The sequence below is a fragment of the Eubacterium pyruvativorans genome, assembly GCF_900102225.1.
Lineage (GTDB): Bacteria > Bacillota > Clostridia > Peptostreptococcales > Anaerovoracaceae > Aminicella > Aminicella pyruvativorans.
Genome location: NZ_FNBF01000048.1, coordinates 1 through 3776, shown reverse-complemented (window position 1 = coordinate 3776; position 3776 = coordinate 1). Strand labels below are relative to the sequence as shown.

Sequence of the window (3776 nt, the reverse complement as noted above, 5' to 3'; positions counted from 1 at the left end):
AAATTCACTCGACAACCTCTTCATCACGGTGGATTTCCCGCTCAGAAATGGAAATTTCTGCAACGAGAAAATAACCTTATGACGATAGCCATGCGGAAAGGAATTGTTCATGCGAACGGGTGCATGAAGTTGCGAAATGGCAAATTTATAGCATTGATTTCGAGGCCGGAAAGTATCTGATTCCAACGATTTCAGAGGGAGTATTATGGAGCGTACGGGCGAGGGAATGGATGAATATGCATGGACACTCTAATCGTAATGTCATCTTCATATGCACAACAGATCAGGGATATGGTGATGTCAACGCCGGAGAACACAATCATCAGCGCTTCGGACCTGTACCTGAGCAATTTCTCTACAATCCCGGAGAAGACATATTACTAAGCACTGAAGAAGAGATCCTTCGCTTTTATACGGAAAATGGGAGAGGTGTGCTGCTCGGCAGAGCAGTCACGGTTCTCAGAAGCGGAGATTCTCGACTTTATCAGGAGAACAGACAATTTGTATATCACACGAAGGAAGGACGGCCTTCTGTCTGTCAGCAAGCTGTCTGCGGAATTTAGAAGAAACGACATCAAGATAAGCGATCTCTTTCTTTCCAATTACCCTGGAGGGACCGCTCCGAAATTCAAACAAATTCAAAATCTCAAGGAGACGATATATCATAAAGTAAACCGGCGAAATCCGACACTTTATTGAAGTTCAGCTTTTTCAAAGGGCTGACCCTATATGGGAACAGCCCTTAACTGTTGAGAGCTCCCGGAGTTACCGCTCAGAGTCCGGAAAGCAGAGACCTAAGTTGGTGTGTCGTTCCAAGGAATGCTTCCCCTCTTTTATGTACTCCCAGCTTGATTGATAATCTCCGCCAACGGAAAAGTCAGACTCTGAGATGAACCGTTTGAACCCGTCTGTGTCGGATTTATACTTTCGAGCAAACTCGAACGAATCATTCTCCTTTTCCTCATCAGAACTGTTCTGTTTGTTATATAGAACATGGTCGAGATTGCAGGACATATAGTATACGGCATACGGGATTTTACCCCAGATCAGTGGTGTCGCTTGCAGCTTGTCAACGTTCTTTCTTTTTGAAAGATTTCTCTCTACGATGCTCTGTTTATCACGAGCTGTTATGGAATCCGGGGAATAAATAGTCTTGCCAACGGTTTCATCTTCAATTACACGATCCTCTGATACGTATGTCCCATCCGTATCGATAATATGGATGACCTCTTTAAAATGGGATTTTTCGAAGTGGTTGTTTTTTGCGTACTTTCCAACCTCCGCCTGCACTTTTTTTAGAATATTTGCAGGTGTATTGCCGGCTTTGCTGGTAATATCCCCGTAGGTAACGTGAACGAATACCCTGTCGCGATCAAAAATTTTGTTCAGCAGTAATTCCAGTGCATCCTGATCGGAAGGTCCCTCGACAATGACAAAAACAATCTTTTTACGAGCCAATACTCTCACCAGCCTCTCTGAACGCCAATGCGATTTCTGCGTTATTGGTCAGATCGTAGACGGCATCTTCCTGCTCACCGAGGACAATATCTCTGTAGTAGAAATCCCTTAGGTTATTGTTTTCTTTCACATTGGTAAGCCGGATATATCGGTTCTCCGGATTTGTTGTCGTAAATGCCACGAAACCTCTGTCAATTGTTTCTAATGGTCTGAGGTTATGGGAGGTGAAAATCAGCTGCCCCTTTCCCTTCTCAGAAATAATTCGCAGAAGCTCACCCAGGAGGTACTCAAACAGCCCGGAATCAAGCTCATCGATCGCAACGGTGATTGACTTCTGGTTATATACAACGACCAGAAGCTGGAGAATGGAAATGATTTTTTTGATTCCTTCTGATTCGTATTTCAGCGGAATTTCCCTGCTGTTCTTCTTCGATACGAGCTCGATTCGTATGCCGATGTCCCCATTCTGCATGAGCTGATTACCGAGGTTTTTTATGGCGATAGTAAGTCCCGGAACAATTTTCTCCAGAACGATGTTCATGTTTCTGATGACAGCTTCCATAACATGAAAGGTCTTTTCCGGTATGACGGAAGGTTCCTCGATCGGCACCGCGACGACACCCAATGATCCGGTTTCCTTTCCCCGGATTTTGAATGCCAGAGGCTGCGCATTCAGGCTGATCAGTCCCGAATTCGCAGTTTTGATAACGAACAGTTCGGTATTTCCGAATTTAACCAGAGATTCCATAATGGCCAGATAATATTTTCGTTCTTCCTGTTCTTCATCATTCACATCGTCGTTTCCGATGTAATGATTCCTGATTGCAGTTAAAATATCGTTTGAAAACAAAAATGATTTTCCTGTTTTCTGGGACAATTTTTTTGCAACAAGGAGATCCGTCGAAGTGTCTCGATCCTTCCCAACCAGCAGATCATATTTGGATTTCGGAGCAAAAACGGTGGAAGATCCCGTATCGATTATTTTCCCCATTCTCAGTTTACCGCCGGACGTTTTCGTCTGGCACTTCAGCACTTCGACAGAGAGTTTCGGTTTGCATTTGGTCTGTTCTTCGGCTGCACTCTCTGAATTCCCGCCTTCCTGTACCTGCTCTCTTGTCAAAATCAATTGATACATCACAGGGTATACAGTTTCGTCCAGCGTGACATCAAAGGAATATGTGAGTTCTGAATGATCGGAGTCAACGCTGACATAGTCCGCAAACTGCTCCGGAATCTCGAATGCGCATAATGCATACTTCAGCAGTTCCAGCGCATCAATCAATGCGGTTTTCCCGGAGCCGTTCTGGCCATAGAGTCCTAAAACACTTGCCTTGAAATTTTTCCTGCCATTGATAAACGATAGTTCACCATGATTGACGTTCTTGAAATTCCTGATTGAAATATTCGTGATCCTGACGCATGACTTCATTTTGTCACCCTCCTGTTTACACTTAGTAGTATATTACTATGATTTTGTAATAATTTCAATAAAGCAAACCGGATTTCTATACATTTTGTTCCGTTATTTGGATTAAATGTGATGATGAGAGCACCTTAACTATTAAGATGGCTCGTATCACGGATCATATGCTCCTCTTTATGCATTTGCAGTTTGATTTTCTCCTTCCAACTGTATAATGGAGGTAAGAGAACTGTAGAGAATGACTTTCTCTCCTTCGCAGATTACTTCTTCTACGGATTCATCGCAGACTGGCTGATGCAGGATCGCATCAGTTCGGCCAGAGACCAGGTGAGCGAGGCAAAACAGAAAGTATCTGCGATCAGAAGCCAGCTGTGCCAGATGGTTCAGTAGCATTGCAGCATCATTCTTCTGATCGAACAGAATAATGTTCTATTCGATATTCCATTCGAAATTCAAACGAATATTTTCTATTCTATTCGAATCGAATAGGTTCAAGATAGGCAAGAAAAGACTTATCCGTTTTCGAACGTTTTCATAGAAGGACAAAATGAAATGGTGATCGATCCGTAGTTAGGTGCTCGGCACTTCAAGTTTCATTGTATATTCTTCCAGCCCTTCTCCCGTATACCTCATTGCATCACCCCTCTGAAACCATTGAAATCTGCGGCTTTCCATCCCCGGAATCCAATTCGTCGATTCACTGCTGCGCAACTTCATTCACCCGTCCGCATGAACAATTCCTTCTCACATGGCTATCGTCATAAGGTTATTTTCTCGTTGCAGAAATATCCATTTCTGACCGGGAAATCCACCGTGATGAAGAGGTTGTCGAGTGAATTTAGGAGGAGAATGACAATGGTTAAGTCATCGAAGAAGGCTCTTGCAGTACTTCTGG

At 43.5% G+C, this 3776-nt stretch carries 2 protein-coding genes; both read right to left on the bottom strand.

Features of this window, described 5'->3' with window-relative positions; translation table 11 throughout:
• Positions 1-765 precede the first annotated feature (765 nt).
• Positions 766-1458: a toprim domain-containing protein gene (locus tag BLQ24_RS09840; RefSeq protein ID WP_090164748.1), complete on the bottom strand. Its 693-nt coding sequence runs from the start codon at positions 1456-1458 to the stop codon at positions 766-768.
• Positions 1448-2887, bottom strand: a complete 1440-nt coding sequence (locus BLQ24_RS09835) for an AAA family ATPase (RefSeq protein WP_090164747.1) — start codon at positions 2885-2887, stop codon at positions 1448-1450. Before BLQ24_RS09835 ends, BLQ24_RS09840 begins: the two co-directional genes overlap by 11 nt.
• Positions 2888-3776: the final 889 nt, after the last annotated feature.